This window comes from Vibrio sp. R11-SG3-ISO3-SZ (assembly GCF_059834345.1).
The window spans coordinates 1-26,077 of sequence record NZ_JCBDGX010000010.1 but is presented as its reverse complement, the minus strand read 5'-3'; the positions used below and the strand labels follow the sequence as shown (position 1 = coordinate 26,077).

Genomic DNA, 26,077 nt, shown 5'->3' with positions numbered 1-26,077 from the left:
TTCAATAATGAAGGAAACAAGATGTCTATAACCGTACTGCTGTCGTTTTTGCTGTTTACGGGCTTTGTGGTGGTATTTACCTACAACAAAGTGCGTAACGATAAGAACAATTCTGAAGAAGGTTTCTTCCTCGGTGGACGAAGCCTGACCGGTGGGTTGATTGCTAGCTCACTGATTTTGACTAACCTCAGCGCCACCAGTTTTGTCGGCATGAGTGCCCAATCCTATACCCACAATATGAGTGTGATGGGGTGGGAAGTCGCGTCCGGTGTCACCTTGGTGATCATCGCGCTACTGCTGGTCCCGCGATACCTTAAACAAGGTATTACCACCATTCCGGACTTTCTCGAAAGCCGCTATGACATGTCGGTGAAAAAGTTCGTTACCTTACTCTTCCTCTGCCAATATGTGATTAACATTCTCCCGACCACCTTGTACGCTGGCGCAGTGGTATTGGGTGAGATCTTTGATGTGCAAGGTTTGCTTGGTATTTCTGAGTTTGGCTCGATTGCGTTGATCTCCGCGACCATAGGTGTACTCGGATTTTTCTATGCTATTTATGGTGGCCTGAAAGCGGTGGTGATCGCTGATACTATCAATGGTGTTGGGCTGATTATTGGGGGATTGATGATCCCAGTGTTTGGCTTAATGGTGCTTGGTGGTGGCAGCTTTGCCGAAGGGTTGGATATTCTACTAACGGCGGCGCCAGAGAAGCTGCAATCGGTCGGTACCGAAAGCGATCCACTGCCGTTCTCAACCCTATTTACGGGTTTGTTGCTGGTGAACCTTTACTACTGGGGAACGGATCAATCGATCATTCAACGTGCATTGGGCGCAAAAAACCTCAAAGAAGGTCAAAAAGGTGTGATTTTGGCCGGTGCGATTAAGGTCATTTCGCCGCTGTTTTTGATCATTCCCGGTATCATTGCGTTTCACATGTTTGGCGCCGATGCAGGCAATCCAGACTCAATGTACACGCGCCTTGTCAATGAAGTGTTGCCTAAGCCATTGGTGGGGTTCTTTGTTGCGGTCATGTTTGGTGCGATATTGAGTACCTTCAACGGGGTACTCAACAGCTCAACCACGCTTTTTGCACTTAACGTTTATAAACCTTTGTTTGGCAGAGATAAAAGCGACGAGGAGCTGGTGGGCAAAGGACGTGTGTTTGGTGTGTTGATTGCTATCGTCTCGGTTTGCATCGCGCCATTTATCATGTACGCACCGGAAGGTTTGTTCCAATACTTGCAGATGGTTGCGGGCTTCTTTAGTGTGCCGATCTTTACTATCGTATTTGTCGGTTACATCTCTAAACGTGTGCCTGCACTGGCGGCGAAAGTGGCATTGGTGGTGTTTGTGTCATCCTACGCGGCCATGCAGTTGGTGTTCGATACGCCGATTCACTTCCTGCACCAACTGGCCATTCTATTTGTTGTTTGTACGGCGTTGATGTTCATCATTGGCCGTATTGCTCCTCGTGACACCGAGTACGAGATGCCTATCAACGAGTCAATGGACGTGACACCGTGGGCATTTCGCTTTGAAGCGTCAGCGATCATCTTATACATGGTGTTGGGTGCGTATGTGATGTTCTCGAATGTAGGTTTTGTCTCCAATGACCCGACGGTAATGCAGGTGTACGGTGTCTGTGGTTTGGTGATGTTGGTCGGTATCGCTTTGAGAGTCGCCAAGCGCCGTAAATCGACGTTGCTAACCACTCAAACAGAGTAACCGCCTCGTGACTGTTAACAAATAATAAAATCCCCCGCTTATCAATGGATAGGCGGGGGATGTTTATCATCTGAATTTGCCTGCTTGTTGGGCGAGACTTAAGCGATTTTCGTCATCTTATCGACGGAGAAACGCTCCACCATGCCCTCAACTTCGGCGCCGTAGGCTTGAAAGTGCGCGCTGGCGGCGTGCGCTTGCAGTGCTTGCTCGGATTGCCAGATTTCATACACAACGAAATGGGCAGGATTGTCGTTGTTTTTGTGCAAATCGTAGCAAATACACCCTACTTCTTTGCGAGTTTGCGTCACTAACTTGGTCAGAGCGCCTTCTACCTGTTCAATATCGTTCGTTTTGGCGATCACATTGGCGACGAGAGTAACGGGTTGTTCAGTCATTTTGATGCCTTACAACGTGGTGATTACATCGTCTAGCGCCAAGCGCGCTTTAGGCAAGCCGTGGTTATAGTCTTCACCGTCTAGGTGGTAACCCATCGCAAGTGCGACTTCTACCACGTGACCGTCGAGCTCTTGTTTAAACTCTTCACCAATCAATGCCGGGTCCACTCCTTCCATTGGCGTAGAATCAATGCCAAGGCGAGCTAAGGTGTGAAGAATATTGCCCAGGGCTAGGTAGACTTGGGCTTTGGTCCAGTGACCATTGAAGCCGGTCTCATCGGTGTTCATGTCAGCAAACGCATAGGCACCCATAAACGCATCGTACATGTCAGCAGGTAGGTGGCCCGAGGTAACTTCAGCGTCAACACGTTTGGCGAACTTCTCCTTGGTGAACTTAGGATCGTAAGCAAACAAGATGGTGTGTGAGGCCGCGGTCGCATGCGGTTGGTTGAATTGGTGCATGTTCGCGAACGTATTATGAAAACGCTGCTTCGCTTCGTCAGACTCAACAATGATGAACTTCCAAGGTTGAGAGTTGATTGACGAGGCCGATAAACGCAATGCTTCTTTGATCACCGCCATATCTTCTGCCGAGATACGTTTGCTCGGGTCGTATTTTTTCGCGGTGTAACGAGAGTTCAAATCTTGAATGATTGGGTGAGTCATGTTGGCTCCTAAATTGTCTATGTTGTACTGATGACTAGGGCTGATGTTCACAATGGTCAACCACCACTTGGCCCGCTTATCAAAAGGTTTTCTGCGCTGCGTTGAGGCAGCGAAGCGATGGCGTTACTATAAGCGCGGTCTATGAATGGAAAAAGTGTCATCCTGTCCAATCACTTTGGACGCAATCGTCCATAATCTTTCTAGGACACTGAAAAAATAAGGAAAAATGACTGATGTCTATCAAAGGGTTCCACCATGTCGCCATTATCTGCTCTGACTATTCGACGTCGAAAGCGTTCTACACTCAGGTGTTAGGATTTGAAGTGATCGCGGAAAACTATCGAGCGGAAAGAGCCTCCTACAAACTGGATTTGGCTTTGCCTGGTGGTGGTCAAATTGAGCTCTTTTCCTTTCCATCACCGCCTGAAAGACCAACCCGACCTGAAGCGCGAGGATTGCGTCATTTAGCCTTTGTGGTGGATGACGTTGAGGCGTACGGGCAATATTTAACAGAGCAAGGGGTAGAGGTGGAACCCATCCGAGTGGATGAGTTCACAGGTAGAGCCTTCACATTCTTTCAAGATCCCGATGGTTTACCGCTGGAAATCTATCAAGCTTAGTGGTGCTCATCGAGGAGCAGGGCATCAAAGCGTGGGTTGCCATGTAGCCCCTCCAAATCCGGCTCCGTATTGATCAATTCTCGAATCGAAGGACTTGATTCAATCGCTAATTCCAAATCCAGAATTGCCTGCTCTTCAATCCCCAAACGAGAGTAGGCACAAGCACGCTGATAGAGTGCAGGGCCATTATTGTTGTCGAGGTTAAGGACACGATTACACAGACTCAACGCCCAGTGGTACTCGCGAATTTCCATCGCTGCATCCGCCTTGTAGGTCAGCGCTTCAAGATCGCCCGGTCGCATGGTCAAGATCTCATCATACACATCAATTCGCTGCTCGGCGGTCGGCATACTTTGCGCTCTTAGCCATAAGTTGTGGATTTCATTGATCTTCTCAATCTCTTTGTTGTTTTCACTGATCACGCGCGTCTTACGTTTTAGATCGCGTTCCAGTGCACTGAATTTCTTCTCGTACTCTTTGGCAATCGCATCGAGTCGCTTGTCGGCCATGTCTTTGGTGTTGTGCTTGAACTCTCGCAGAGATTGCCAACCAACAAAGGCAATCAACGACGCGACACCGGCGATGATGTAGAAAAAGTAGGTCACGGTGACGTTGGCGTAGTTGAGGGATTTGTCGGCCACTTCGAGCTCTCGGTCGGTAATTTGAACCACCAAGCGGCGCTCTAAATCTTGTTGGTCTTGGCGCAGAGCTTTGAGCTCATCGAGGATATAGCGCTCCATTAGCGGGCGATCGAGCATCTCGGAGTCGGAGTATTTTTCTTGCTCCGCGAGGGTAGGGAAACTCAGTGAGAGGAGCATGAGAAAACTAATTAGGGTTCGAATCATCGGGGGTTCCAATCGAGTCACTTAAGATAAATATAAGCTTAGTTAATCATAGACGCGCGCGACATGATACTCCGAATGAAATAATTTAGTGCACTAACCATTGTTAAACTTTATGTGCAATTTGGATTTATGTGATTTTAATCACAAAAATGCGGTTGATTCGGCGCCAGATTTGATTTTTGGTGCCCGATTTTGCTCATAATAATGGCGAATTTAATTAGAGTTCAAAGGAAATGTATCTGCACATGATTACGTCAGCGCCCTGGGTTATGTATCCGGAAATTACACAACCCCAACGCCCAACGTGGCGGTTTAGAGAGCCGAGTGATACCGATGGCGACCAGATTTTCCAACTCATCAAAGATTGTCCGCCACTGGATGTTAACTCTTCGTACTGTAACTTTCTTCAGTCTACCCACTTTGCGGACACCTGCATTTTGGTTGAGATTGATGATGAGGTGGCTGGATTTATCTCTGCCTACCGCAAGCCACAACAGCCAGATGTGCTGTTTGTTTGGCAAGTGGCGGTATCGAGCGATCACCGAGGTAAAGGCATCGCTTCGAAAATGTTAGACCGCCTGCTCGCTCGCGACACCTTGTCCGACATCAACGCGATAGAAACGACGATAACAAAGAACAATACGGCGTCGTGGATGTTGTTCGAAAAGCTGGACAAACGTCATGGCAAGCGCGGTGAGATTTCGGTTTTCTTGGACCAAAACACCCATTTTAAAGGGGAGCACGATACTGAGTATTTGTATCGCATCCCACTTTCTCGTGCTCACGCACACTCGTCCCAATAAATAATTGAGGAACCCAAACGGTCTTATTATGGATATTTTTAATAAGCAAGAATCAAAAGTACGTTCATATTCAAACAACTTTCCGGTGGTATTCACCAAAGCCAAAGGTTGCTGGCTAGAAACTGAAGGGGGCGAGCGCTATCTCGATTTCTTAGCCGGTGCGGGCTCATTGAACTATGGCCACAACAACCCGGTACTAAAAATGGCCTTGTTGGAGTACATCGAATCTGATGGCATCACGCATGGTTTAGACATGCACTCCACCGCCAAAGCGGCGTTTCTTGACGCGTTTAATCGCATCATCCTTGCGCCGCGTGAACTCAACTACAAACTGCAGTTTACTGGCCCAACGGGCACAAACGCGGTAGAAGCCGCGCTCAAATTGGCGCGTAAAGTGACAGGACGTAGCTCGATTGTCGCCTTTACCAACGGTTTCCACGGCTGTACTGCTGGCGCACTGGCTGCAACGGGTAACCAGCATCATCGCCAAGAAATGGGCCAAATGCAGAGCCAAGTGACGCGTATTCCGTTTGATGGTTATGCCGATATTGATGGCTTAAAACTGTTTGAAACCATGCTGCAAGATAACTCAAGCGGTATGGACAAACCTGCTGCTGTACTGCTTGAAACCGTACAGGGTGAAGGGGGGTTGAATGTGGCCTCTAACGCTTGGCTGCAAAAGCTCGACGCACTGTGTAAAGCCAACGGCATTCTCTTGATTGTTGATGATATTCAAGCGGGCTGTGGCCGCACGGGCACCTTCTTTAGTTTCGAACCTGCAGGGATCACCCCAGATATCGTGACGCTCTCGAAGTCGATTGGTGGTTACGGCTTACCGATGGCCGTCGTGTTGCTGCGTCCGGAACTGGATATTTGGAAGCCTGGTGAGCACAACGGTACGTTTAGAGGTAACAACCATGCCTTCGTCACCGCAGCGAAAGCGCTTGAGACCTACTGGGCCGATCCACAGTTTGAAGCCCACGTGAAAAACTGCGCCGACAAAGTGACGCAAGTGACTACTCGCAGCTTGAAGCGTCACCCTAACTTGTTTGAGCAAGTGAAAGGTCGCGGCATGATGCAGGGTATTGAGTGTGTCAACGGCGACATTGCCAGCGAGATTGCTAAGCACTGTTTTGAGCTCGGCATGGTGATCGAGACAGCAGGACCTGACGATGAAGTGGTGAAGTTTTTCTGCCCACTGACCATCACAGAAGAAGAATTAGAACAAGGTCTGCGCATCTTTGAAGAGGCGGTTCAACGGGTCGCGGTTAAGCAGTTTAAGCAAGCGTCTTAAGCTCAAAACAACGTCGTACCGACCCCATTCGGTTGGCAGAAAAAGAAAATGAAAAGGAACAGAGAATGATAGTCAGAACCTTAGATGAATGTCGTGATAGTGAACGTCGTATCGCGACGGATAATTGGGAAAGCGTGCGTATGTTGCTCAAAGACGACAACATGGGTTTTTCTTTCCACATCACGACGATTTACGAAGACAGCGAAACGCACATTCACTACAAAAACCACTTGGAGTCTGTCTACTGCATGAGCGGTAAAGGTGAAATTGAAGTCGTCGGTGGTAAGACATACCACATTGAGCCGGGCACATTGTACATCCTCGATAAGCACGATGAGCATTATCTGCGCGCCTACAAAGGGGCCGACATGGTGATGGCCTGTGTCTTCAACCCGCCACTGACAGGCGCAGAAGTGCATGATGAAAAAGGGGTCTATCCCATCGCAGATTAGGGGCAATGAGCAGGAACAACGCACCTAATCCTAACCATTAAATCGAACGAAAGGCGATATTATGACTTATACCGTAGAGAAAATCGGCGGTACCTCAATGACGGCATTTGATGCCGTGCTAGAAAACATAATCCTGCGTCCCAACCGGGACAACCTCTATAATCGAGTGTTTGTGGTGTCCGCGTATGGCGGCATCACGGATGCGCTGCTGGAGTGTAAAAAGACCAGCAAACCTGGGGTGTATCAGCTGATCGCGAAACGCGATGACAGCTGGAGCGATGCATTGGCAGAGGTTGAGCAGCGCATGCTGCTGACCAACGAGCACATGTTTGCCGACCCCATGAACCGGATGCGCGCGGACAAGTTCATTCGCTCGCGTATTTCTGAGGCGCGCAACTGCATCTCAAATATTCTGGAAACGTGCCAATACGGCCAGTTCACTTTGCGCCACTACTTGCCTCAAGTACGTGAATTTTTGGCGTCAATAGGTGAAGCGCACAGTGCATTTAACACGGCGTTAAAACTGAAAAATATGGGCATTGAAGCGCGTTTTGTTGACCTCTCAGGCTGGAGCTCTGACAAAGTCGAGAGCTTAGATGAGAATATCCTCAACGCCTTTAAAGAGATTGATGTCAGCCAAGAGCTCCCCATCGTCACGGGTTATGCGTCATGTAAAGACGGCCTGATGTCGACTTTTGATCGTGGCTACAGCGAGATGACGTTTAGCCGCATCGCCACACTGACCAATGCGGATCTCGCCATTATCCACAAAGAGTATCACCTTAGCTCGGCGGACCCTCGCGTCGTTGGCCCTGAGAAAGTATTGCCAATTGGCCACACTAACTATGACGTGGCGGATCAGTTGGCAAGTCTCGGGATGGAAGCCATTCACCCGAATGCTGCGGCAGGGCTGCGTGAAAGCGGCATTGAGCTGCAAATCAAGAACACGTTTGAGCCTGAGCATCGTGGTACTCTGATTTCCAACCAGTTCCAGCCGACGGCGGACAAAGTGGAAATTATCGCCGGTAAGCAGAAGGTCTTTGCGCTGCATCTCTTTGACCAATCCATGGTCGGCGAAGCGGACAACTTCAGCTACGAGCTGATGGAGATCATCTCGGATGCCCATGTCAGCTTGATTGGTAAAGAGATGAACGCCAACTCTATTACCTATTATTTGGGCGGTAACAGCGATAGCCTGAACAAGGTGTTGTACAAAGCGGAAAAACGCTATCCGAATTCAGAAATCAAAGGCCGAATGGTGGCGCTGATTTCGGTGATTGGTTCGCAAATCGATACCAACAAAGCGTTAGCGAAAGGAGTGAGCGCCCTCATGAACGCTGACATTACGCCTTACGCTTTGCACTCGTCGATGCGTAACGTCAACGTGCAGTTTGTCGTCAGTGATAAGGAGTACAAAGCGGCGATTTGTGCCTTGCACGAAGAGTTTTTCGACAACCAGCTACAAGGTATGGCTCCCCGCGACACGAAAGTGGCGTAATCTAAGTCTCACCTTCCCCTATCGAGCAGGCATCGCCTGCTCTTTTTTTGTATCTTAACCCTCTCTTAACCCCGCCTTGTTTACTCTTACCGTTATCAGATGGGAGAGATGTAAGCATGACCTTTCGAACAACCTTAATCAGCCTTGTCGTGGCGAGCCTTCTGGGCTGCAGCTCAGGCAATCGCACCGATTACGTAGACCAAGCGCAAATCAGCAATGAGCTGGCCATTGAACAGCTAGTCAGCAAGTTGGTGGATGAACAGTCACCAAGTGATGAGCCTTTGCAGGCGATCACCGATTTGGTGAACATTCCAGCGCTAGCGCCCTATTTAGCGGCGGCCATGGAGAATAATCCCAGCCTTCAACAAAGTATTGTTGCCCTGAAAATGGCGTATGCGCAGCACGGTATCACCGCGGCGGACCAATGGCCGACACTGAGTGCTGGGTTGTCTGGTGAGCAAACAGAAGGCAGCGATGAGAGCTACACGGGTGAGCTTAATGTCAGTTGGGAGCTGGATATCTGGCGTCAATTGGCGGATAGCAGCGCCGCCGCGCAGAGAGACATCGCCGCCACACAGGCGAGCTTGCAGGCGGCAAAAGATCTGCTTGCGGCCAACGTGATGCGGGGCTGGCTTGAAATCAGCGTCAATAAACAACTGTTGGATATAGAGCAGCGACGCTTGGACATTCTCGAAAACAACGAAGTGCTGGTGCTAGAGCGCTACAAAGTTGGGCTAGGCAGTCTAGAAGAGATCGACAGTGCAAAAACCAACTCCTCTTCCACGCGCGCGACCGTGGCGGAATATCGAGAGAACCTGGCCCAAAGTCAGCGCAACTTAGCACTGCTCACTGGGCTGCGTGCCCCTCAATTGAGCGGAGACGAAGTGCCTGGGGTATTTGCGACGGTGCTCAATCCGCTCGACAGTCTGGGTGTACAAAACATGGCTGGTCGACCTGATTTACAGCAAGCCTTTTACAACATTGAAGCGGAAGCACTGCGCACCGATGCCGCTTATAAAGCGATGTTGCCCTCATTTAGTCTTTCAGCCAGTTTGACCGACCTAGCGCAAACCCCGAGTGAGGCGCTACTCACCAACCCTGTGTGGAGCGTGTTGGGTCAGATTTCAGCGCCGATTTTTCAAGGTGGTAAGTTGAAATCTCAAGCGGAGTTGGCCGAGCTGACCACCGAGCAAACCTACTGGGTTTACCAACAGACACTCCTTGATGCCGTAAGTGAAGTAGAAACCGCTGTCGGCCAAGAACATGCTTTGGAGAAGCAGCAGCAACATCTCGAGAGCGCGTTACAGAGCGCGCGCCGCAGCGTCGAAAGTTATGAACAAAAGTATCGAGAGGGGCTGGTGGATATTTTTGACCTTCTCACTGTTCAGCAGCAAGCCTACGACATCGAAGCGCAACTCACGAGCGCCACGTACCAGCGATTGTTAAACCGAATTGATTTGGGCCTCGCGCTAGGCCTAGGAGTATCTTGATGAAAAAAAATGCACTGACCCTAGCCGTGACGCTGGTTGCCGCGGGTTCGATTTTTGCCGCTGTTGCCTACAATGGAAGCCAACTGGCGCCGCCCAAGGGCCCTGGAGAGACCCCCGCGCAGGAAGCGCAAAGGGTACAACCAGAGCAAAGCGCATCGGCCAGTCGCGTGCTGTCACAAGTTGCGGTACAGACCACTCAAGCTAACCGCTATCAGGCGCAAATCACCAGCTACGCTGAGGCGCAGCCGAGATACAACCTCAGTTTCACCAGTGAGGTCAATGGCCGCGTGGTGAGCTTGGCTGATGATTTTGAAACGGGGAAAATGGTGAAAAAAGGTCAGATCCTTGCCACGCTGGATACTACGCAATACCAGCAAGCGGTCGCGAGCGCAGAAGCGGACGTCGCGGCGGCAAAGCTTGCCTACCTAGAAGAGCAGCGTGAAGGTGAACAAGCCAAATCAGAGTGGCAACGCTCTGGATTATCCGGTGAACCAAGTTCCACCTTGGTGCTACGTGAACCCCAGCTCGAGAGCGCTAAAGCGGCATTGGATAACGCAGAAAAAGCCCTCACGGCTGCGAAGAAAGATCTCGAGGACACCCGCATTCGTGCCCCATTTGATGCGCTGATTGTGGCCCGCTCTATTCAGCCGGGCAGCTACGTCTCGACCGGCGATAGCATTGCGACGCTCTACAGCGTGGATCGTGTTGAAGTCGAGTTAGCCTTGTCGGAGCAGCAGTGGTTGACCTTACAAGCAGACGGCCAGAGTGATGTCACGCAGTGGCAAGTTACGTTGACGGACAGTCAAAGCCAACACCAATGGCAAGCGCGCGTCGATCGCGCTAACCAACATATCACAGAGACCACTCGCCAGCGTTCAGTGATTGCGGTGGTGGAAACTCCTCTTGAGCAGGCGTCTCCGCTGTACCCGGGTACATTTGTCAAAGCTACTTTAACTGGGCCTGAGGTCGATAACCTTTGGCAAATTCCTGCATCTGCGTATTCGCAGCAAGGGGAAGTCTGGATGGTCAACCAACAAGGCAGCTTGGTCAAAGCCGCCGCAACTAAGCGATTTGAGCGCAACAATTTCGTCTATATTGATCCGCTGAGCGAAGAAGCGGCTCAAGTGGTGATGCGTCCGTTGAGCAGTTTTCAAGTCGGCATGAAAGTGTTGGCCAATGAGGAGGGCAAATCATGAGTCAGTCGAATCACTCTACGGGTGTGATTGCGTGGTTTGCTCGCAACCCAGTGGCGGCAAACTTATTGATGATGGGTGTGATCATCGTGGGGTTGTTTTCCGTCAGTTCGTTGCGTAAAGAGGCATTCCCTACTCTTGAACCTGATGTGGTCAGTGTTGCTGTCAGCTATGACAGTGGCGATCCGGTTCAGGCGGAAGAAGGGATTGCGATAAAAATTGAAGAAGCGCTGGAAACCGTACCGGGCATCAAACGCATTACCTCTACGTCGGATTCGACTGGCAGCTATGTGTCGATTGAAAAAGAGAGCAGTTACGATCTGGATACCTTGCTGACGGATGTCAAAAACGAAGTGGATGCCATCAACAACTGGCCAGCGGAAGCGGACAATCCGGTCATCGAAAAAGCACGTCGTCAGGATCATGCGATTTGGGTGCAACTGTATGGCGATGCGGACCGTTCGACATTGCAGATCTTGGCTCAAGATCTGAAATCCGATTTGTTGAGTGAGAGTGCGATCAGCGATCTCTCTATCAATGCAGAGCTAGAGCGGATGATTTCGGTGGAGGTGAATGAGCAGGCTTTGCAGGCCTATGGCTTATCACTCACGGATGTCTCGGATGCCATCAACGCAGAAAGCGCGACGGCCATTTCGACCAGCCTGCGCAACAGCGAAAAAACCGTGCGCCTCAAAGCGTCAGAGCAAGCGTATCAAGTGGAAGATTTTCGCCAAATTCCCATCATTACAACTCAGTCAGGCGCACAGATTCTACTTGGCGATATTGCCACGGTCAGCGACACGTTCGAAGAAGATAGCTACTCGTTGTCCCGTTATAACCAGCAAAATGCCATCGGCATCCAGATTTTGATGGATGACAGCAGTGATGTGGTCAACATTGTTGAGCAGGCCAAACAGGTGGTTGAGCAGTGGCGAGCAAGTAACGTATTGCCTGACAATGTCGACATGGAAACTTGGTATGACAAAAGTACCATGATCAAAGAGCGTCTATCACTGCTTGCCACCAACGCGCTCACCGGTATTGCGATGGTGTTTATTGTGTTGGCGCTGTTTCTTAACCTGCGCGTGGCATTTTGGGTCGCAGCTTGTTTGCCCTTTGTCTTCTTTGGCACCTTGTTTTTTATGACCGACTCCTTCGTTGGGCTGACCATCAACGAGATGACCACCTTTGGTTTCATCATGGCGCTCGGCATCGTTGTGGATGATGCGGTGGTCGTGGGCGAGAGCATTTACGCGACCCGCCGAGCTGAGGGGGACACCATAGAGAGCACCATTAAAGGCACGCTCAAAGTGGCGGCGCCGACCGTCTTTGGGGTTCTGACCACCGTGGCTGCCTTTTTGTCGATTGCCGCCATTGATGGCAACATGGGCAAAATTTATGCGCAATTTGCCACCGTGGTGACCATCTGTTTATTGCTCTCATTGGTGGAGTCTAAGTTCATTCTACCGGCGCACCTGGCGCATATTGACACTCACCGGAAAGACAACAAAGGGATTTGGAACCGCATTCAGAGCGGCGCGGAGCGAGGGTTAAACGGCTTCAACCAACGTGTGTATAAGCCGCTGATTAAAATCGCACTGCAATTTCGCTATGCCGTCGTACTCAGCTTTTTGGCGTTATTCATTTTAGTGATTGGTATGCCGCTCACCGGCGCCGTGCGCGTTGCGTTTTTTCCAGACATCGCCGGCGACACCGTCTCGGCTCAAATGTCGATGTACAACGATGTCAGTTTTGGTCAAACCGAAACCAATTTACTGACCCTCGAGCGCCATGCGCTTACGGTGGATGCCCAATTGCGGGGCGAGAGCGACACGTCGGCGATTGCCAGTCTACAGGTGTCGGCCACGGCCGACCGCTCAGGCTCTATCCAAGTGGAGCTAGCGCCAGAGGCGCCGTATAACATTGATGAGTTTGCTGATGCATGGCTGGCGATGTCGGGTAACATGGAAGGGGTTAAAAAGCTCAGCATTCGCTCTCACCAGGAGATGGTGGACAACTTTAAAGTCGAACTCAAAGCGAGTAGCGACGAGATTGTGACTGATGCCGGGAACCGAATGAAAGCGGCACTGCAATCGATTGACGGGGTAAGTGGTATTGATGACAACCTAGATTTAGGTGAGCCGCAGTATCGATTCGAACTGACAGAGCAAGGCCGTGCAATGGGCATGGATACCGCAAGCCTGTCTCAGCAAGTATTACAATCGTTTGGTGGCGACATTGTACAGCGTTTTCAACGGGGTAAAGACGAAGTCAAAGTCCGGGTCCGTTACCCCGAGGGTGAGCGTCAAACGTTAGCGGACATCGCGCAATCAAGCGTGCGAACCAGCGATGGTACTGTGGTGCCCTTGTCGGCGGTGGCGAAGGTGTACTCGGATTATCAGCCGTCAGAGATCACCCGTATCGACAACTTACGTGCGGTGTATGTCAGTGCCGCGGTGGACAAAGATATCCTCGCCTCGAATGAGTTAGTCGCACAACTTGAAAACACCTTGGTGAAGACACTGAAAGCGGATTATCCGACGCTCAAAATCGACTTTACCGGTGAAGCTGAGCAGCAAAAGGAGTCCACCGACTCAATGGAGTCGACGTTCGTGCTGGCTCTGATCGTCATTTTTGCGCTGCTTGCGATTCCACTCAAGTCGTACGTTCAGCCCTTGATCATCATGGTCGCCATTCCGTTTGGGATTGTTGGCGCTATCTTGGGTCACTGGTGGAACGATTTGACCATCAGCATCTTGTCACTGAATGGGGTGTTGGCACTGAGTGGCGTCGTGGTTAACGACAGCTTGCTCCTCGTTTCTCGTTACAATGAGCTAGTCAAAGAGGCCAAACTGTCGGTATCAGAAGCGATTGAACAAGCATGTTCAGGTCGACTGAGAGCGGTGCTGCTCACATCCGTGACCACGTTTGCCGGCCTTGCGCCGCTGTTGAGTGAGACATCGATGCAAGCGCAATTTTTGATCCCTGCCGCTGCGGCGCTGGGTTACGGCATCTTGTTTGCTACTTTGATCACTTTGATCTTAACGCCATCGCTGTTGATGATTGATCAGGATGTCAGAGCGCTCTTGTTGGCACTCAAGCAGCGCATCAGTGGAGCGGGACGTCGAGTTACTCAACAAGTGAACTAGGCTATGATTGTCTAAGCCCTTATTATGCAAAGAATGAACATCGATGGTGGGTGTGGAGGAGAGCATGCAAAGCGACCATTTACAGTGTTTGCTGGTGGAAGACGATCTCGATTTGGCCACTGCGGTTATCGACTACCTCGCGCTAGAGGGCATTGAGTGTGACCACGCGGCGAATGGTGTGGCGGGGCTCAGCCTGATACAAAATCAGCGCTACGATGTGGTGATCCTAGATTTAAATTTGCCCAAAATGGATGGCCTAGAAGTGTGCGCGAAACTGCGCGCCAGTGGCCTTGATGTGCCGGTTCTCATGCTGACGGCACGAGACACCTTGGACGACAAACTGGGGGGCTTTTCCGCAGGGGCGGACGACTACCTCATTAAACCGTTTGCGATGGAGGAGTTGATCGTTCGCGCGCAAGTGCTTTCGCGTCGGCGCAGTGGGCAAGTGACGCTACTGAGTGCGGAAGGAGTCGAGCTCGATCTCACCACACAAACCGCGACCTGCGATGGGCAGGAGATGAAACTGACACCGATAGGCTACAAACTGCTGGAAACGTTACTGCGCGCCAGTCCAAACAGTGTCTCGAGAGACAAACTGGTGCAGAGCGTCTGGGGGGATGAACAGCCCGACAGCAACAGCTTGAAAGTGCACATGTACCACCTTCGCAAGGCGGTGGATGGCCAAAGTGGAATCAAACGGATACAGACTCTTGTGGGGCGAGGCTTTGCGCTTAAACGTGAGGAGCGAGTATGCGATTAAGGCGTAGTCTACGGCTCTATTTTGTGTTGGCGATGGTGGCGATGGGCAGTAGCGCGATTGTCGGAATGTCAGGCGTTGCGGTGAGCTATTTTTTCTCAGGGATGGATGAGGCCATGCGCGGCTTTGTCCATTCTCAAGCGTTTCATCTCGACGTTGCGCCGGGTCAGGTCACACAGCAAGATGACCTCTTGGTTGCGAAGCGATGGCAAGACTTACCCACCCGTATCACGCAGCATTTTGATCAAGAGGATTTGGCCGATGGCCGTCTACTCAAACACATCGAAGGCATTCCCTTGCTCAGTCCACCTAAGAAAGGCTATTTTGTCATGCAGCTTGAGCAAGATGGTGAGCGCCGTTTTGCCGCTATAGAGATAGGCGATCGTGATCGCACCACGCCGATGAGCCGTGATGAGCTGCCGCCATTTTTCTATATCGTTTTTACCGCGATCGGTGCGATAGCGCTTTTTTCCGTGGTGTTGCTGATGATTATTCGTAATGTGTCGGCACCTGTTGAACAGTTGGGCGCATGGGCGAAATCGTTGGATGAAGATAAGCTGGATGCGGCGATACCCAATTTTCACTACCGAGAGCTTAATGCGCTCGCCGAGATGATTCAGTCGAGCTTGCGCTCGGTACAAGCCAGTGTCGAGCGTGAAAAGCGTTTTCTTGGCTATGCCAGCCATGAGCTACGCACGCCGATTGCGGTCACGCGAACCAATACCGAGCTGCTGGGCAAAATGATCGAGCGTCAGGTTGAGCCCCCTAAGCAGCGTGAAGTATTGGCGCGCATTGAGCGTGCTTCGCTGACCATGACCGATCTCACCGAAACCCTACTGTGGCTCAATCGTCGTGAGGAGAAAGCCTTACCGAGCACCTCGTTCGCCATCGGCCAGTTAGTGATGCAGATCCGTCAGGAGCTCAACTATTTACTGCATGGCAAAGCGGTCACCGTTGCTGAGTCGACCGACGATACTCAGGTGACACTGCCCAGTGGCCTTACGCGTATCGTCATCACGAACTTAGTGCGTAATGCCTTCCAACACACGCAGAAAGGCAAAGTGGTCATCTCGCAAACGGGTGACACATTGGTGATTGAAAACCACAATGACACTGACCAGGAGAAAGACAGCGATCTAGGCTTTGGGCTAGGGCTGGAACTCACCGATAGGCTGGTTAAGCAGCAAGGTTGGTCTTATTGCAATACCGTCACCGCGAACGGGCGGGTGGTGACGGTACGATTTGGTGGCTAACGCATCGCATACATCTCTTCGTGATAGTGATGCGCGGTATCGAAACGATGGCGTTTAAGATCATTTTTAAGCTGAGCAGACATCGACTCTGACCCGCAGAAATAGACATCGTAGTGGTCTAAATGCACAAAGCGCTGCGCCAAGCCTTCGATGGTGAGGCGCGGTTGGTATCGCGTATCGACAATCTCCAACGTCACCCCACTGCGTGTCGCAAGTTGATGCAATTCTTGGAGCATGGCCGTATCCACTCCGCGACAACTGAAGAAAAAGAAGACCGGATAGCGTGGTGGCTGCTCGGCATAACCGTGTAAAGCCGCCACAAAGGGTGCCACGCCGACACCGCCAGCGATCCAAATTTGTGGGCTAGATTGATGGAGTGAAAAATGCCCATATGGCCCTTCGACTCGAACCGAATCTCCTAGGTTGATACGCTGATTTAGCCCAGTAGTAAAATCGCCTAACTCTTTGATAAGAAATCGTACTTTACCCCCTTTGCAGCCAGACACTAGCGTAAACGGATGGGGATCTTCATGGCCAAATTGAAGATAAGCGTACTGTCCACAGCGATGGCTGGGCCAAGAGGTGGGCATATGCAGTTCAAGATCTAAAATGCGGCTCAGTGGGTGATATTGAACGCGGCTAATCCGCGCATCATATTGATGGTAACGTCCGATCAACCCCAGCAAACTATATATCGCAGCCAAGACGCCAATCACGATGAATGCCATGGTGAGAAAGTAAATTGGCGTGCCCCAATAGCTGTGTTTGAGCAGCAGGGCAGAGTGTGCGGCAACCATCAAATAGGCCACAGCCATCAATTTATGTGAGACGCGAAACGGGCGATAGCGAAGGGCGGTCCAGAGCGAGAGCGCAATCAAGGCAATTAACAGATAAAATCCCCACTCACCTAAAGCGAGACCGGTTGAGCGAAGTTCAAGAACCCAGCTTGGAGTAGGTCGCTACCAAGGTGCGCAGGCCCACGGCCAGAAAAGCGTTGCGGCGCAGTGAGAATCCCTGCACTGACCAATTGAATAGGAAGGTGATAGAAGAGCCAATGGATGATAGCCAGTACGCCACCCGCGATCCCCGTCCACTTGTGAAGTCGGTAGGATTTGTCTAACCCTTGCGTGACCTGTTCAACCCAATCTAGGCGCAATGCCAATACCATGGTAAGAGACATCAACATGATAGCCACAATGCCGGAGTACTGAATCAGTGCCGAGCGCCATTGAAATATAAGCGACGAACTCAATAGTGACGGCTCAGCGAATAGCCATAGCCCCGTCACGAGAGCAGTCATCATTGCGATGCCGACGAGAACCCGTTTCATGACACATCCTCCCTCTATCTGGCTAATTAAAGCGTAGCAAATCGGGTGTCAAGTAAGGTCAAGTCGTGTAAATGTGGGTAAAGGAGAAGAGTAAACGTCATACTGCGCGACGCTTACTCTATCAACGCCGAGGTTAGCTGAGAAGGGTGGCCTTGATCACCTTAAACACCCCTGCCTCTTTATTGCTCGGTGCAAGAAAACGGGCGACCTCTTTCACTTTCGGATGCGCGTTATCCATGGCGTAGGAGTGGTAGCTCACTTTGAGCATTTCTAGGTCATTGAGGTAGTCGCCAAAACTCATCGTCTGTTCGAAAGAGAAACCGAGTGTGGATTGTAGATGCTCGATCGCCGCGCCTTTGGAGGCGTGTTTGTTCATAATGTCGAGCCAGATTTTTGCGCTCACCACCACTTGGTGAGAATCGCCAAACTGCGAAGACACACTTGGGTAAACCAGCGCTTCGCTGCCACCGAAATGCAAAATGGCGACTTTGATAAAGTCATCGTCAACGTCGAGAAGATCCTCGACATACTGACAGCGATGATAATACTTTTTGAACTCGTTGAGCGCTTCTTCTGCTTGGGTTTCGATGTATGCCGATTGAGTACCACACAGCACGATGTAGGCGCCGTCTATGCGTCTCGCCTCTCGAATAATATCGGCAATATCTTGCTTGTCGATTTCACAGCGGTAGAGCTCTTGACCTTGATGCATCACCAGCGTGCCGTTTTCGGCAATGAACATCATACGATCTTTTATTGGGGCGAAGGTTTCCATCAGGCTGTAGTACTGTCTGCCTGAGGCCGCCGCGAAAATGATCTCTTTCGCTTCGAGTTGTGGATAGAGTTCGAAAAATTCCGGATTCAGCTGGCTGTTTTCATCGAGCAGCGTACCGTCCATGTCGGCAGCGATGAATTTGATCGGGTGTTGGGGCATAAGGTTAATCATTGACGAAGTGGATTTTCGGCCATGATACCATTGATTAATCGTCAAAACAGGCGTTAGCCAATGGATTTCTGTTCAAGCTTGGCAAACTTCATTTCGTACATATTGGCATCGGCAATAGAGATGAGTCGGCTCAGTGATGCACCATCATGCGGGTAGTGCGCAGTACCAATACTGGTCGATAGGGAGACTTGGGTACCCGCTCGGATAGCAATAGTCTTTCTAAAGCAGCTTTCAATCTGCTTCCAGTGGTGCTGTGGATGCGTATCCCCAAGGTAGACCAAAGCAAACTCGTCGCCGCCGATTCGATAGCAGTAAGCCTCCAGTTTATTGAGGCGATGGGCAATCGTGGCGAGCACTTCATCACCGGCTTGGTGACCATGACGATCATTCACTTCTTTAAAGCCGTTTAAGTCTAAAAGGTAGAGGTTGAACGACTGGCCTTGTTCGACCCATTCGGCCATATCGTTGAACATGGCCAAACGATTGGACACCCCGGTGAGAGAATCGGTGAGCGCCAATTGCTTGTGGTAAATGGCGTCTTTGTGAATGATGTAGCCAACTATACACGCGCAGACGAACAACAGTACCATCAAGACAAATTGCGCCTGAGTTAAACTTTGCGCTTGGCTCATTTGTGACAGGTAGAGCGGACTTTTAATTCTAAAATTGGTGTTGACGTACTGAATCATCGACATGTAGATCGCGTCAATATCATCGCACAGCGCTTTGGCCTGATCCGGTGAGTTGAGCGCTATTAGCTCGGGTTCTAGCTGCTTAAACTGACGGAACAAGTCACTAAAGAATGAGGCGGCACCGGGAAGGCTAATCAGGTTGTCCGCCTCTTTGCTACTGAGAAGTATGTCGAAACGGCTCCAGGTCAACTCATATTTGAGTAAGGTGCGATCGTAGTACTCTTCACTGTCCGCTGCGAACGGTGTAATCGCTCTGAGTTCAGAAAACTCTTTGTTTAACTGAAACAAAAACCATGTGGCTTGGTTTTGCTGTTCATTGTATGAGGCCGCTAACTGGCGTGTTGAGGTAAGAAAATAGAGGTTAATGATGAACAGGGTTGCCGAAAGTACGATTAACAGTACTTTCGCTTTGGCAAGAATGGTGTGTAAGTGGTCGTCTTTACTCTTTGGACTCATCATCGGCGGTATGCACTAATATCTCATCGATCTGCCACACCATTTGTGAACGAAATGCAGCATTATCTATTTCAGGGAACTGACTTAAGTTAAAGACCAGCCAATAGGGGCCTTTATTTCGCACTTTCATTTTTTCTCCATCTATTTCGTACGCCACGATAGGCTCGTACTTAAGAATATCTTCGATTCTTGAGCTCGCCGCGTAATCATTTAGGGCGACAAAAGAGACGGAGAAGGTATTGTTCGCGCGGTAGTAATCAACTAACGATGAGACTTTGAAGCCGGTGAAGGTTTTTTTGCCGTCGAACCAAGGTAGGGTCGTAGAGAAGGTAGTGGGTTCGAAATTCGCTACGATGTCTTCATGAGAGAGGGTGATAGGATCGCGATCGGTGATGCGAATCACTAAGCTAGAGGCTGAAGCACTAAAAACAGACAACGCAGCGAACAGCGCAAGCACTCTTCTCATGATCTCTCCCCAAAGGTCCGGACAATAACGTCTTTTTAATATAATTATTGATTATATGATTGTTTTGCAGGTGAGCAAAACCTTTTATCAATATTGATTCTTATTTATTGAGTATAGACAACGCACAGAAACCGCAAAGCCCCGCTATGAAATCCATAGCGGGGCTTTGCGTCAATCGTCACCAGAGGCGCACATTAGAAGATCAGATGCGCGACACCCGCAATCACAGGTAAGGTGATGAGCGTACGCAAGATAAAGATGGCGAACAGCTCAAAAATATTGACAGGAATGCGGCTCCCAAGCAGCAGTGCACCAACTTCAGACATGTAGATTAGCTGGGTCACAGACATCGCAGCGATGACAAAGCGCGTCATTTCGTTGTCGATAGAAGCTGCAAGTATGGCAGGAATAAACATGTCCGCAAAACCGACCACCATGGTTTGCGAAGCCGCTGCGGCTTCTGGGATTTGTAGCAGCTCTAGGAATGGGATAAACGGCTGGCCTAAGAAGGCAAACACCGAGGTGTATTCAGCAATCACAAGTGCAATCGTACCTAGACCCATCACCACTGGCAGTACGCCAAACACCATGTCGACAGCGTTACGCACCCCTTCACCAAACACACCTTTTAATGACGTCACTTGTGAGGCTTTCTTCAGGGCCAACTCTAGACCCCAAGTGAAGCTGTTATGTCCAGCTGGCAGAGCGTCCGCTTCGGCATCCGGTTTAGTACCGTCGATGAAGGTGTCTTTCTTGTAGCTTAGGGGTGGCAGTCTTGGAATGATGATCGCGGCAACCACACCGGCTAAACAGATAGCGCCGTAAAAAGGTAGGAATAGGTGCTCAAGTTCGACTTGGGCCAATACCACCAAACTAAACGTAATGGAGACGGCAGAGAAGGTCGTACCAACGACCGCCGCTTCGCGTTGCGTGTAGAACTTGTTTTCGTACTGCTTACTGGTCAGCAGGATACCGACGGAGCCATCGCCTAGCCAAGAAGCCATGCAGTCAATCGCACTGCGTCCAGGTAGATTGAATACTGGGCGCATGACTTTGCTGAGCAAGGTGCCAAACAATTCTAGCAAGCCAAAGTTGAGCAGCAAAGGAAGCAGCAAGCCAGCAAAAATGAACACAGAGAAAAGAGTTGGCAACAAACCTTCCAGCACTAGGCCGCCGGTGTTTTCTTCCCAAATCGCCTCTGGGCCCAGTTGGAAATAGGTCATCGCAACGGCAAGACCACCGATCACACGCACAGCAAGCCAAAGTGGTGATGGGTTAAACAGGCCGTTTAAAAAGTCGCTGTTGGCAATAAAAGCTGGCGTTTTAATACGGCAAAGCAGCGAGGCAACCGCCATGAAGCTAATGATGGACGTCACCATGCCGACCAGAGCGTCACCGAACAGTGCCTGAATCGATTTCGCCAATACTGCCACAGGGATAGTGATGTCACCGTCAAACGTGATCGGCGCCATAAAGACAAACAGACCCAACAAAGACGGAATAAAGAACATCCAGAAGTTCTTCTTCCCTTTTGGCTGATTGATAGATTGAGCGTTTTCTTGCATTACAAATCTCGTGTTACATCTGGTCAATAGTATTGCCGTATCCCTTGGCATACATATTCACTAAACATCCCTATTTAGTCATGGGGCGCAAGATTACTGCCTTTTGTCATGCCGTGCAATACTATTCAATAATTACCCTTAAATATTCAGACATAAACTCGATATTAGCTTGGTAATGCAGTAATTTGTTTTGTGAATGTTAAATTGTTTGGGATTGTGTTGCAACTAAGCGGGTTTATTTGGGTGAAATATAGAGGTAGAGCCAATAGCTGAGCGCGAGACACAGGGCAAGGGTAACGGGCGCAAGCAGCGCTGCAATGCTGAGCTGTGCATATAAACCCGCTCCGGCCGTACCGCCGAGCAAGAATCCGGCGAAGATAAAGGAGAAGAGTTTGGCTTTACGATAATCGAACTTTTCCCCGCGCAAGCGTGCACCGATCATAATGCCCAAATCAGTGACGATACCCGTCATGTGGGTGGTGCGCACAACCGCGCCGCTGAAGGTGGTTAACATGGCGTTTTGCAGCCCGCAAGCAGCAGACGCGAGATATTGACCACTGGTGTGCCCCTCCTTAAGCAGCAGGTAGGCGAGCAAAAGTAGCCCACTTTCAAAGCAGAGTGCCACCCCGTAGCGGCGGCCCAATTTCAGCGCGGTGCTTTCGATAAAGACGCCACTGAGTATCGCGCCGAGCAGAAAGCTGAGTACCACCCATAAGAGGTGCAGCGTCTGTTGATCGAAGAGGTAGAGGCTGGTGCCCAGTAGTGTCACGGTACCCGAGATATGAGACACGGACTGGTGCTGGAAACCCAACAAGCCAATCGCATTGACGGTTCCGGCCAGTAGTGCCAATAAAAATGCGCCGTGCTCCACCCAGCGTGGTAGTTTTGAAATCACCGTGATCCCCCTTTTGTTAAGCAGGACATTATACGCGTCAGCCCAAAAGTTGCAGCTGACTTATGTGGCCTCCTTATCTGGCTTCTTAGCAGAACGCGCATGGTGATTTCGTGGTGGCACAGAGCCGCAGGCGAAATTAATCGTGGATAGGCGTTTTGCCTCACTGACCCGCCTGTTACTATATGTTTGAAAATACGATGTGTTTGAAAATAATCCCTCTTTGAAAACCTCTGTTGTGAAGTGATCACTATGAAAAAGCGCCGACTTCCCATTCCCCTTATTTTATTGATTCCGATTGTCCTGCTGGTGGTCGTTGCCGCCGCCGGTCTTTACCGCTTCAGTTTGTCTGATGAGGAGATTCGAGCGAAGTTTCCTCAGCCTACACCGACGCAAGATGCTCTCATGCAACAGGTCTTTGGCATTGCGACGCCCAATCCCTGGACGATTAAAGTTCCAGAAACCACCGCCTACAGCTTGCTTACCCGACGTCAAGATGCAAGAGCGATAGGACAATATCAAGACGGTGAAGTACGCGGTGATATTTGGGTCGACACGCATCAATTGATCGAACTGGGAGAGGGCCGCTACGCCGCGCCGCTCATCGTATCCAATCAAGGCAGTGGTCTTTTTTACTATCTAGCCCTGTTTGAATATGATTCCACCCGCCAGAGAATGATCTCGCGTGATGCGTTACTGCTGGGTGATCGAATCGTGGTGGAAGCGGTAGAGCGCAATCAGGATGTGATCGCCGTTACACTGCGAACTCGTGAGGAAGATCAACCTATGAGTGAGGAACCCAAAGTAACGCGCACTATAATGATGACTGTGACCGAACAAAATAGTTGGGCAATTCGACCATAATATTAATAGGGTTTTACATTGTTTTTGATGCAAACTGTTGCGCATATTTGTAAGCTAACAAGGATGAGATGGACATTTTAACGTCGTTAACGGAGTAAACTATGATCAACAAACGTTTTTTCAAAACCAAAGATGAAGTCGAAGTCACCTTCGAGTTGGATGCAGCAAACGCTGACCAATCGGTGGCACTCGTCGCAGATTTTCTTGATTGGCAACCGGTCGAAATGAAGAAAGTGGCGAAGTCGAAAAGCTTCAAATTCAAAACCCGACTACCCAAAGACCAACACTTCGAATTTCGTTATTTGGTCGACAACAACAAGTGGGTCAATGATGCCAATGCAGACCAATACAAGCCGAATGGCTTTGGTGATGACAACGGCTTGCTATCGACCTATCAATAGAACGTTTAGGGTTTTAGCGACATCAACTGCAAAAAGGCGCGTAAGCGCCTTTTTCGATCCAATCTTTACATTAGAAAAGATGACTTTTAGTGGATAAATTCGTAATCTTACGGCTTCGTTATTTCTCTCTATAGGTAGCATTGTGCAAGCGAAAAGTCTGACATTACGCTTTAAAGAGCTCTCTAAGCGTAAAAAGATGGCCGTATTAAGTTTACCGATTTTTATCGCTGTGGCTTTGTCGTCTGCGCCGAATTCAGGTCGCTATCATCGCACTATTGAGCTTTCTCTCCCAGAATCCACACTGATGAATGACTGGCTCGCGGAACACGACGAGACGGTGGATATCCCAGATTACGAATACGTGATCCAATCAGGCGATAACCTAAGCACCATTTTTAATCAATTGGGCTTTGGTTATAGCGAGCTGATGCAGATCATGGAGACGGATTTAAACTATCTCGCTCTAGATACGCTGCGCCCCGGCAATACCTTGCGTTTTTGGCGTGATGAAAATCGTAAACTGGCGAAGATGGAGCTTGAGTTTAGCTTGGTCGAGCGTGCAGTTTACACGCGGTTGGATGATGGCAACTATGAATACAGCGACGTCAAAATTCCAGGAGAATGGAAAGCCTTTCCAATGGTGGGCGAAATCAACGGCACCTTCTCGCAATCTGGCTACGCGCTTGGCCTTGGCAGCAGCGAAGTCGACCAGATTGTCAGCTTACTGAAAGATAAAATCAATTTTGCTCGTGACTTGCGAGCGGGCGATCGTTTCGAAGTGGTACAGTCTCGTCAATACGTCGGTGAAACGTTGACGGGTAATCGCGAGATACAAGCGGTTAAGATCCACAATCGTGGTCAAACCCTCTCGGCGTATTTGCACAGTGACGGCCAATACTATGATGCGAAAGGGGACAGCCTACAGCGTGCGTTCCAACGTAAGCCAGTCGGTGGCAACTATCGCTTAAGTTCGCACTTTAACCCTACTCGCCTGCATCCTGTTACCGGACGTGTTGCACCGCACAACGGCACGGACTGGGCAACCCCAACCGGTACTCCGATTGTCTCAACGGGCGATGGCGTTGTCGTCATGACACGTGACCACCCTTACGCAGGTAAATACGTGGTGATTGAACACGGCAGCCGCTACAAAACGCGTTATTTGCATCTAAGTAAAATCTTAGTTCGCAAAGGCCAAACGGTAAGTCGTGGGCAGCGAATTGGTTTATCTGGAGCGACGGGGCGGGTAACCGGCCCCCATATCCACTACGAACTCCTTGACCGCGGCCGCGCGGTGAATGCGATGAAAGCCAATATCCCGATGGCCAACTCGGTTCCAAAAGCAGAAATGGCGAGCTTCAAGGCGCGCAAAGCAGAGCTTGATGAGATGCTGCGTCAGCAAGAGATGGAGTGGGCCAGAGAAGGGGAATCTGCGCCAGCGAGTTGATGCGCTGGCGCTGGTTGTTTGTGGCTGGTTGTTTGTGATCAAGGAGCAGACGCGAGCAGTAATTACTTGGCGGGATAGATGCTAATTTCTACCCGTCGGTTACAGGTTCGCCCTTGTGCGGTGTCATTACTACAAATTGGCGTACTTTCGCCCATTCCAAGGGTTGATAAGCGGTTGGTCGCCACTTTCTGATACATCAAATAGGTTCTCACTGACTCCGCGCGTTTGAGTGAGAGACTTTGGTTGTAGGCTTCACTTCCTGTGCTGTCCGTGTGTCCTGCAATCATCAATACGGTATCTGGATATTCGACCAATATACGCGCGACGCCGTTGAGCGTGTTGTAGATCGATGCGTCCAACTGGTAGGAATCACTGGCGAAACCAATTCCGTTTTCCATCACAAGTTGGATTTGATCTTCTCCCACCCGTTTCACCTGAACCCCTGAATTGAGTAACTCTTCACGCAGCGCCGCTTCTTGCTGGTCAAAGTAATAACCCACTCCAGCACCCACCGCGCCGCCAGCTGCGGCCCCTGCCAGTGCACGTTGTCTGCGTTCTGTTGCGTTATCGCCTGTCGCTAGGCCGACGAGTGCGCCTGATACCGCGCCAATTAGGGCACCTTGAGTGGTTGCATTGGTTTCGGTTTCACCTGTGGTAGCGTTCTGACGCTGTGTGGCTTGGCACCCAGCGAGTAGAGTGCAGAGAGAGAGTAAAGTGAGGGATTTGTTCATCATAATAGCTCGATTCATCCTGTTTCAAGTGTGTGCTTACCTTAAAGGAACAGCGTCATTTTGTAAGTCTGACAAAACGATAACTTACTAAAAATTAACACTTAAGTGACGTATGGCGCTCGGTATCATAACAAAAAGCACCGC

25 protein-coding genes are annotated in these 26,077 nt (G+C 50.2%); 14 read left to right on the top strand and 11 right to left on the bottom strand.

Annotated elements, in window-relative coordinates; all coding sequences use genetic code 11:
• Nucleotides 1-21 precede the first annotated feature (21 nt).
• Nucleotides 22-1,728: a solute:sodium symporter family transporter gene (locus AC6R1O_RS01405; protein ID WP_500656375.1), complete on the top strand. Its 1,707-nt coding sequence runs from the start codon at nt 22-24 to the stop codon at nt 1,726-1,728.
• 98 nt (nt 1,729-1,826) lie between these two features.
• Here AC6R1O_RS01405 and AC6R1O_RS01400 read toward each other — a convergent pair whose 3' ends face one another.
• Both AC6R1O_RS01400 and AC6R1O_RS01395 read right to left on the bottom strand, forming a co-directional pair.
• The gene (locus tag AC6R1O_RS01400) at nt 1,827-2,123 is read right to left on the bottom strand and encodes a putative quinol monooxygenase (protein WP_500656374.1); all 297 of its coding nucleotides are present in this window, start codon (nt 2,121-2,123) and stop codon (nt 1,827-1,829) included.
• 9 nt (nt 2,124-2,132) lie between these two features.
• The gene (locus tag AC6R1O_RS01395; RefSeq protein ID WP_500628203.1) at nt 2,133-2,789 is read right to left on the bottom strand and encodes a nitroreductase family protein; all 657 of its coding nucleotides are present in this window, start codon (nt 2,787-2,789) and stop codon (nt 2,133-2,135) included.
• A 233-nt stretch (nt 2,790-3,022) separates the two neighbouring features.
• Here AC6R1O_RS01395 and gloA2 point away from each other — a divergent pair, with 233 nt between their 5' ends.
• Nucleotides 3,023-3,409 carry an SMU1112c/YaeR family gloxylase I-like metalloprotein gene (gene gloA2, locus AC6R1O_RS01390; protein ID WP_487902759.1) on the top strand — a complete coding sequence of 129 codons (387 nt, stop codon included), beginning with the start codon at nt 3,023-3,025 and terminating at the stop codon, nt 3,407-3,409.
• Here gloA2 and AC6R1O_RS01385 read toward each other — a convergent pair.
• Complete coding sequence (locus AC6R1O_RS01385; RefSeq protein WP_420378219.1) at nt 3,406-4,227, bottom strand: tetratricopeptide repeat protein; 822 nt, start codon at nt 4,225-4,227, stop codon at nt 3,406-3,408. The genes gloA2 and AC6R1O_RS01385 overlap by 4 nt on opposite strands.
• Before the next feature lie 272 nt (nt 4,228-4,499).
• On the opposite strand from AC6R1O_RS01385, the gene ectA reads away from it, so the two are divergent.
• From ectA to AC6R1O_RS01340, 9 genes are all read left to right on the top strand, one after another.
• Nucleotides 4,500-5,057, top strand: coding sequence for a diaminobutyrate acetyltransferase (gene ectA, locus AC6R1O_RS01380; protein ID WP_487902758.1), 558 nt, complete (start codon nt 4,500-4,502; stop codon nt 5,055-5,057).
• Between the two features lie 28 nt (nt 5,058-5,085).
• On the top strand, nt 5,086-6,351 hold the full coding sequence (gene ectB, locus AC6R1O_RS01375) for a diaminobutyrate--2-oxoglutarate transaminase (RefSeq protein WP_487902757.1): 1,266 nt from the start codon (nt 5,086-5,088) through the stop codon (nt 6,349-6,351).
• Nucleotides 6,352-6,416: 65 nt separating this feature from the next.
• Nucleotides 6,417-6,803 carry an ectoine synthase gene (locus tag AC6R1O_RS01370; protein ID WP_334553271.1) on the top strand — a complete coding sequence of 129 codons (387 nt, stop codon included), beginning with the start codon at nt 6,417-6,419 and terminating at the stop codon, nt 6,801-6,803.
• Nucleotides 6,804-6,864: 61 nt separating this feature from the next.
• Nucleotides 6,865-8,301: an aspartate kinase gene (locus AC6R1O_RS01365; RefSeq protein WP_334553273.1), complete on the top strand. Its 1,437-nt coding sequence runs from the start codon at nt 6,865-6,867 to the stop codon at nt 8,299-8,301.
• A 116-nt stretch (nt 8,302-8,417) separates the two neighbouring features.
• Entirely contained in the window at nt 8,418-9,791 is a 1,374-nt protein-coding gene (locus AC6R1O_RS01360) for a TolC family protein (RefSeq protein WP_500656373.1), read from the top strand.
• Nucleotides 9,791-10,987 carry an efflux RND transporter periplasmic adaptor subunit gene (locus AC6R1O_RS01355; protein WP_500656372.1) on the top strand — a complete coding sequence of 399 codons (1,197 nt, stop codon included), beginning with the start codon at nt 9,791-9,793 and terminating at the stop codon, nt 10,985-10,987. The genes AC6R1O_RS01360 and AC6R1O_RS01355 overlap by 1 nt, the downstream gene beginning before the upstream one ends.
• On the top strand, nt 10,984-14,133 hold the full coding sequence (locus tag AC6R1O_RS01350; protein WP_500656371.1) for an efflux RND transporter permease subunit: 3,150 nt from the start codon (nt 10,984-10,986) through the stop codon (nt 14,131-14,133). Before AC6R1O_RS01355 ends, AC6R1O_RS01350 begins: the two co-directional genes overlap by 4 nt.
• Before the next feature lie 64 nt (nt 14,134-14,197).
• Entirely contained in the window at nt 14,198-14,893 is a 696-nt protein-coding gene (locus tag AC6R1O_RS01345; RefSeq protein WP_500633418.1) for a response regulator transcription factor, read from the top strand.
• Entirely contained in the window at nt 14,884-16,143 is a 1,260-nt protein-coding gene (locus AC6R1O_RS01340; RefSeq protein ID WP_500633419.1) for a sensor histidine kinase, read from the top strand. Before AC6R1O_RS01345 ends, AC6R1O_RS01340 begins: the two co-directional genes overlap by 10 nt.
• On the opposite strand, the gene AC6R1O_RS01335 is transcribed toward AC6R1O_RS01340, so the two are convergent.
• The 7 genes from AC6R1O_RS01335 to AC6R1O_RS01305 all read right to left on the bottom strand — a co-directional run bounded on the left by AC6R1O_RS01335 (nt 16,140) and on the right by AC6R1O_RS01305 (nt 22,493).
• A complete protein-coding gene (locus tag AC6R1O_RS01335) occupies nt 16,140-16,958 on the bottom strand; it encodes a ferredoxin reductase family protein (RefSeq protein ID WP_500633420.1) in 819 nt (272 codons plus the stop codon). The genes AC6R1O_RS01340 and AC6R1O_RS01335 overlap by 4 nt on opposite strands.
• Nucleotides 16,959-17,050: 92 nt before the next feature.
• On the bottom strand, nt 17,051-17,473 hold the full coding sequence (locus AC6R1O_RS01330) for a ferric reductase-like transmembrane domain-containing protein (protein ID WP_500656370.1): 423 nt from the start codon (nt 17,471-17,473) through the stop codon (nt 17,051-17,053).
• A 133-nt stretch (nt 17,474-17,606) separates the two neighbouring features.
• Nucleotides 17,607-18,407 carry a Cof-type HAD-IIB family hydrolase gene (locus AC6R1O_RS01325; RefSeq protein ID WP_500656369.1) on the bottom strand — a complete coding sequence of 267 codons (801 nt, stop codon included), beginning with the start codon at nt 18,405-18,407 and terminating at the stop codon, nt 17,607-17,609.
• Between the two features lie 65 nt (nt 18,408-18,472).
• Entirely contained in the window at nt 18,473-19,570 is a 1,098-nt protein-coding gene (locus AC6R1O_RS01320) for a GGDEF domain-containing protein (RefSeq protein WP_500656368.1), read from the bottom strand.
• The gene (locus tag AC6R1O_RS01315; RefSeq protein ID WP_500656367.1) at nt 19,551-20,033 is read right to left on the bottom strand and encodes a putative pterin-binding protein; all 483 of its coding nucleotides are present in this window, start codon (nt 20,031-20,033) and stop codon (nt 19,551-19,553) included. Before AC6R1O_RS01315 ends, AC6R1O_RS01320 begins: the two co-directional genes overlap by 20 nt.
• Before the next feature lie 194 nt (nt 20,034-20,227).
• Nucleotides 20,228-21,598, bottom strand: coding sequence for a YjiH family protein (locus tag AC6R1O_RS01310; protein ID WP_500628552.1), 1,371 nt, complete (start codon nt 21,596-21,598; stop codon nt 20,228-20,230).
• A gap of 235 nt (nt 21,599-21,833) precedes the next feature.
• A complete protein-coding gene (locus AC6R1O_RS01305) occupies nt 21,834-22,493 on the bottom strand; it encodes a YoaK family protein (RefSeq protein ID WP_500625480.1) in 660 nt (219 codons plus the stop codon).
• A gap of 249 nt (nt 22,494-22,742) precedes the next feature.
• Here AC6R1O_RS01305 and AC6R1O_RS01300 point away from each other — a divergent pair, with 249 nt between their 5' ends.
• The 3 genes from AC6R1O_RS01300 (at nt 22,743) to shyA (ending at nt 25,202) form a co-directional block, all read left to right on the top strand.
• Complete coding sequence (locus AC6R1O_RS01300) at nt 22,743-23,354, top strand: hypothetical protein (RefSeq protein WP_500656366.1); 612 nt, start codon at nt 22,743-22,745, stop codon at nt 23,352-23,354.
• Nucleotides 23,355-23,455: 101 nt separating this feature from the next.
• On the top strand, nt 23,456-23,755 hold the full coding sequence (locus tag AC6R1O_RS01295; protein WP_334553297.1) for an isoamylase early set domain-containing protein: 300 nt from the start codon (nt 23,456-23,458) through the stop codon (nt 23,753-23,755).
• Between the two features lie 142 nt (nt 23,756-23,897).
• Nucleotides 23,898-25,202: a peptidoglycan DD-endopeptidase ShyA gene (shyA, locus tag AC6R1O_RS01290; protein ID WP_487902743.1), complete on the top strand. Its 1,305-nt coding sequence runs from the start codon at nt 23,898-23,900 to the stop codon at nt 25,200-25,202.
• A gap of 62 nt (nt 25,203-25,264) precedes the next feature.
• Here the strand turns inward: shyA and AC6R1O_RS01285 are convergent, their stop codons facing one another.
• Nucleotides 25,265-25,933: a YiaD family glycine zipper/OmpA-like lipoprotein gene (locus tag AC6R1O_RS01285; RefSeq protein WP_420378220.1), complete on the bottom strand. Its 669-nt coding sequence runs from the start codon at nt 25,931-25,933 to the stop codon at nt 25,265-25,267.
• Nucleotides 25,934-26,077 lie beyond the last annotated feature (144 nt).